The sequence below is a fragment of the Flavobacterium branchiophilum NBRC 15030 = ATCC 35035 genome (assembly GCF_002217205.1).
Lineage (GTDB): Bacteria > Bacteroidota > Bacteroidia > Flavobacteriales > Flavobacteriaceae > Flavobacterium > Flavobacterium branchiophilum.
The window spans coordinates 1-5,203 of record NZ_MUGT01000087.1; the positions used below are offsets into that span (position 1 = coordinate 1).

Consider the following 5,203-nt stretch of genomic DNA (forward strand, 5'->3'; position numbering starts at 1 on the left):
TAAACGACATTGAAATATACATATAAATAATCATCATACTTGGTATTATTTTACTCTTGCATTTCTATCGGCTACAATACCCTTTGTATCATAACCACCAAACGATTTCATATAATGTTTGATAGAAGTTCCGTACTGATCCTTGCATTTTCTGCTGCCATTTGATTTTAAAAACTGCTTTACAGAGCCTGCTCCACCAAGATGGGCTGCTGCTAAAATGCCAGATTCTGTAATTTTGACTCCGCTAATAATTTTTCCAGAATATTTTTGAATTTCAGATCTAAGTTCCCATTTATTTCGTTTGATGAGTGCATCAAAAGCCTTTTCTTGTAGTTTTGGCGAGTTCATAAATAGGGTGCTGTCATGAATACCTATTGTTTTCAATGTATGTATTCCAAATTGGTATTTGCCCATATAACCAAGGGTATTGATTAAGTGGTATTGGCCTTGCGATTCTTTCAAGCCAATGGCTTCTTTGAAACCTATAAAAAATTTGCCTTTGTATGGCACTGTACTTGGTACATAACTTTTAGGTTCAGGAGAAGGGAACATGTAGTCAAAAACAACATCTTGATTGTCCTGACAAAGGGCGTGTTCGTTCAAATTAAAAGGTTTAAAACTCAAACTAATAAAGCCAATAATTAATAGTAAACTACTATAAAATATCCATTTTTTTAACATAAATTTGATTTCTTCAAAACCTGTCACATGATGAAATTTCTACGGCACAAAGATACTCAAAAAAAATACAAATCTGAATTTCAAATAGTTAAAGTTTTCTAAAACCCAAATTTGCTTTTTCAAAAGTTTTGAAACCCTTTTATTTTGCTGACTTTTGCCTCAAAATAGAAGGGTTTCAAATATGTTAAATAAATGTTAAAATTAATGTTTTTACTCATTTATTAATAAGAAAAAATCTATATTTTTTAACCTAAAAAAGAGTTCCAAAACTATCTATTGATGCCTTTACTGGATACCCAATCGGTATATTTTTTTCTATTAACATCGTGTTCGGCAAGCGTTGTTGCAAACTCATGATAGCCAAAACGACTAACACTGGCACAAAAAAACAAATAATCATTTTTTTCGGGGTTCAAAACGGCTTCTAGTGCAGTAATGTCGGGCATGGCAATGGGACCTGGTGGCAAACCTAAGTTCAAATAGGTGTTATAGGGCGATGCCATTTTCAAATCGTCATATAAAACCCTTTTGATGACTTGATCAAAATCGTTTGCATTTTTTTTCAATGCAAAAATGACGGTAGGATCTGCCTGCAATGGCATTTCAAGTTTTAGTCGATTCAAATAAACAGCTGCAATTCGAGGTCGTTCGTCTTTTTTAACAGATTCTTTATGCACAATAGAGGCCAAAATAGTGGCTTGTATAGGTGTTAATTGTTGTTGTTGTGCTTTTGCAATACGGTCTTTTGTCCAATATTTGTGGTATTCTTTAATCATTTTGTCTCTAAATTTCTCGGCCGAAGTGTTCCAATACATTTCATAAGTATTTGGAATAAACATAACCAAAACATTGTCTGGCGTAAAGCCATTTTGTTGCAAAAACCCAAGGTCTTTGATGGTGTTGAGCAACGCAGTACTATCGGCTTCAATTTGATGACTTACCCTGCCCACTAAATCTTCTAATCTTTCTTGGTTATTAAAGGCTAATTTGACCGCAACATTTTTGCGAAGCGCTGTAACAATAGCCCAGTTTCCCATATTGTTTTGAATTAAAAACCGTCCTGCTTTTACGTGTTCTGGATAGGAACGTTTTTGAGCAATGGCTTCAAACTGAGCCACATTTTTCAAATAAGGTGCTATAATTTGCTTGGCTTGTTGGTAGGTGGCATTGGTTGGTATTTTGATGTATATTTCTTTTTCAGAAAAATTGGTGTTTGATGCAAACAATTGGCTATACAAATAAATACTCAAAAGCAGCAAGGGTATGGCTATACAAAGCCCCCAAATGGTTAATTTCTTTTTGTTCAAAATAGTCGATTTTTAAAAGTTGATGAGTTGGTACAAATTTTCGTCTTTATATACACCATTAATCAAATTCCATTGTTTTTTGGTGCCTATCAATTGAAAGCCAAATTTATGAAAAAGTGTGATACTAGCAAGGTTTTCTGGATTAATGTTTGCAAATAGTTGTTTCAAATGCAGTTTTTTGAAAGTATAATTTATAAGTAATCCCAAAGCCTCTGTGCCGTAGCCCATTTGATGGTGGGTTTGTTCCTTGATTACAATTCCTATTCCTGCTCGTTGGTTTCGGGGGTCGTAGTCGAACAAATCTATCAATCCAATGGCTTTAAAATTGTTTTGTAAACAAATGGCTAGTCTCAATTGTTTGGCCTCAAATAAATCTTGATGTGCATTTTGCAAGTATTGTTTGATTAAATATTTGCTGTAAGGGGTGTTGGTATTGCTAACTTCCCAAATGTTTTCGTCGTTTTCAATTTCGTAAACAAATAATAAATCTTCGGGTTCTAATGCTCTCAAATAGATTCGTTGTCCTGATAGTGTGATCATGGCAACGCAATTTGGCCTTCAAAAACAAATTGTGCGGGACCTTTTAAAAAAATATTGGTAAACTCGTTGCCATTTCTATCAAAAGCGATTTGGAGTTTTCCTCCTTCTACATCTATATCAACCAGGTTGCTGCTGGTTTTTTGAAGTACATTCATAGCTAGTGCTACGGCCGTTGCTCCCGTGCCACAGGACAATGTTTCGTCTTCAACGCCCCTTTCATAAGTACGAATGGCAAAATGATTTTCAGAAATTTGAGCAACAAAATTGATGTTACTGCCTTCTTTTCCATACAAACTACTGTTACGAATGGTTGCCCCTACTTGCTTTACGTTGTAATTTTTCAAATGATCTACAAGGGTTACATGATGTGGCGAACCTGTATTTAAAAACACATAATCATCAGAAATTGTAATATCATCTACATCAATCATTTGCAAAGAAACCCCATGATTTTCGTCGATAGTAGCATGATGCACCCCATCGATGGCCATAAAGGTGGTTTTGTTTTGTATTACCCCGAGTTGTTTTGCAAAAGCAACCAAACATCGGCCTCCATTACCACACATGGTACTTTCGTTGCCGTCGGCATTGTAATATACCATTTTAAAATCTACGCCATCTTCGTTTTCTAACAACAGTAAGCCATCAGCACCAATGCCAAATTTTCTATTACACAATTGGGCTATAAAATGGGTATTGTCTTTTGGAAATATTAAATTTCTGTTGTCTATCATCACAAAATCATTTCCAGTACCTTGATATTTAAAAAATTGTAGTAACATTTCAATTGTTTTTGATTGTTTGAAAGTACAAAGTTAAACTTTTTTTCAAAACTTTTGCTTTTTTATTGAATTGTATTTTATTTAACATAAAAAAAGAATTTCTTGCATTTTTTTATTCAAAATCTCGGTTTTATTAAAGTTAAGTTAAAGATTGTTAAACGAGCGTTAAAGCATTTTTTCAGACAAGTATTTATTTTTAATTTTGTTGAAAAAAATGAAGTTTACGTTGTTTTGAAAAAATAAAAAAATACTAATCAGTTAAAATAACATATACAGTAATAACAATTAAATAGTAATCATTATGAGAAAATTTTCGAGTTTATTTTTGGTGTCGTTATTAAGTGGAGCAACCACTTTAGGGGCTTATCAATTGATTTTCGAAACCAAAGCACCATCAAATTCCATTGTTACTTCGAGTTCAAATGGAATGCAGCATCAAGTGGGTTTTGGTGCAGAGGGTATTGATTTTACAACTGCCGCAGACAAAGCCGTTCATTCGGTAGTACACGTAAAAAATGTATCGAGAGTTACGTTGAGCAATCCAATAATGGAGTTTTTCTATGGTTCTAGGGGTGGCACGTTGCCTCAACAAGAGCAAGTTGGTACGGGATCTGGAGTTATTATTTCGGAGGATGGCTACATTGTTACCAACAACCATGTGATCAAAGATGCGGACGAAATTGAAATTACCCTTAATAACAAAAAAAATTATAAGGCAAAACTTATTGGTACCGATTCAAAAATGGACATTGCTTTGCTAAAAATCAATGCCGACGAAAAATTGCCCTATTCAACCTTTAGCGATTCGGATCAAGTAAAAGTTGGCGAGTGGGTACTGGCCGTGGGCAATCCATACAATTTGACATCAACGGTTACTGCAGGAATTATTTCGGCAAAAGCTCGAAATTTAGACACCAATGGCATACAATCCTTTTTGCAAACAGATGCTGCAGTAAATCCAGGCAATAGCGGTGGCGCTTTAGTGAATACTCGGGGTGAGCTCATTGGCATTAATACCATGATATCGTCTCAAACGGGTTCCTATATTGGCTATTCGTTTGCGGTGCCCTCAAACATTGCTCGAAAAATTATAGAAGACATTATGGAGTTTGGTAATGTTCAAAGAGGTATTTTGGGGGTAGAGGGCAACGAGCTTTCAGGAAATGCCTCTAAAGAATTGGGAATCAAGGCCTCTCAAGGTTTTTATATCAAAAAAGTAACTCAAAATTCGGGTGCCGAAAAAGCGGGTTTAACCAAAGGCGACGTGATTATCAAGCTTGACAGTCAAAACATCAATTCGTTTGCAGAACTTTCTGGCTACATTAGTACCAAACGACCAAACGATACCGTGCAAGTTACCGTAATTAGAAACGAAAAAACCATTACCCTACCTGTTGTTTTAACAAAAAATGATGCCCTAATTACAGAATTTAAAGGCATTGAATTAGAAAATATTGATTCGATAGATAAAAAGAAATTCCGAATAAATTATGGGGTAAAAATTAAAAACATCAACAACGACCGTTTGAATGATTATACCAACGACTTAAAAGGCGGTATCATTTTAAGTATCGACAATGTAAAGGCAACAGATATTGAAACAGTTTCGAGAATTATTTCTAACAAAAACGACAATCAAAGTGCTCAAATAGAACTCCTTACAAACACAGGGCAAGTAGTTCGAGTTATCATTTAATAAATTGTTAAATGAATAAAAAAGCCTCTTATTGCTATACAATAAAGAGGCTTTTTTTATTTTGGGCAAACAAGCTGCAACCTTTTTCAAATTTTATACCTAATTTATACCAAATATACATATAAAATAGTCCAATCTACTTGTTCTTTTTTGCTAAAATTGTTCATAAAAAATAGTTCCGTAGCCCAGCTATGCAA

At 34.4% G+C, this 5,203-nt stretch carries 5 protein-coding genes; 1 reads left to right on the forward strand and 4 read right to left on the reverse strand.

Going from position 1 to position 5,203, the window contains the following annotated elements:
* Positions 1-45: 45 nt before the first annotated feature.
* From B0A58_RS10450 to dapF, 4 genes are all read right to left on the reverse strand, one after another.
* On the reverse strand, positions 46-681 hold the full coding sequence (locus B0A58_RS10450) for a hypothetical protein (RefSeq protein ID WP_014083014.1): 636 nt from the start codon (positions 679-681) through the stop codon (positions 46-48).
* Between the two features lie 269 nt (positions 682-950).
* Positions 951-1,988 carry an endolytic transglycosylase MltG gene (gene mltG / locus B0A58_RS10455; protein WP_089081014.1) on the reverse strand — a complete coding sequence of 346 codons (1,038 nt, stop codon included), beginning with the start codon at positions 1,986-1,988 and terminating at the stop codon, positions 951-953.
* A 12-nt stretch (positions 1,989-2,000) separates the two neighbouring features.
* On the reverse strand, positions 2,001-2,528 hold the full coding sequence (locus B0A58_RS10460; protein WP_089081015.1) for a GNAT family N-acetyltransferase: 528 nt from the start codon (positions 2,526-2,528) through the stop codon (positions 2,001-2,003).
* Complete coding sequence (gene dapF / locus B0A58_RS10465; RefSeq protein ID WP_089081016.1) at positions 2,525-3,310, reverse strand: diaminopimelate epimerase; 786 nt, start codon at positions 3,308-3,310, stop codon at positions 2,525-2,527. The genes B0A58_RS10460 and dapF overlap by 4 nt, the downstream gene beginning before the upstream one ends.
* Before the next feature lie 301 nt (positions 3,311-3,611).
* Here dapF and B0A58_RS10470 point away from each other — a divergent pair, with 301 nt between their 5' ends.
* Complete coding sequence (locus B0A58_RS10470) at positions 3,612-5,006, forward strand: trypsin-like peptidase domain-containing protein (RefSeq protein ID WP_014083010.1); 1,395 nt, start codon at positions 3,612-3,614, stop codon at positions 5,004-5,006.
* Positions 5,007-5,203 lie beyond the last annotated feature (197 nt).

Bases quoted from the DNA above. Each gene is read 5' to 3' on its own strand.
- B0A58_RS10450 (WP_014083014.1), bottom strand. From the start codon at position 681: ATGTTAAAAAAATGGATATTTTATAGTAGTTTACTATTAATTATTGGC.
- B0A58_RS10460 (WP_089081015.1), bottom strand. From the start codon at position 2,528: ATGATCACACTATCAGGACAACGAATCTATTTGAGAGCATTAGAACCC.
- dapF (WP_089081016.1), bottom strand. From the start codon at position 3,310: ATGTTACTACAATTTTTTAAATATCAAGGTACTGGAAATGATTTTGTG.
- B0A58_RS10470 (WP_014083010.1), top strand. From the start codon at position 3,612: ATGAGAAAATTTTCGAGTTTATTTTTGGTGTCGTTATTAAGTGGAGCA.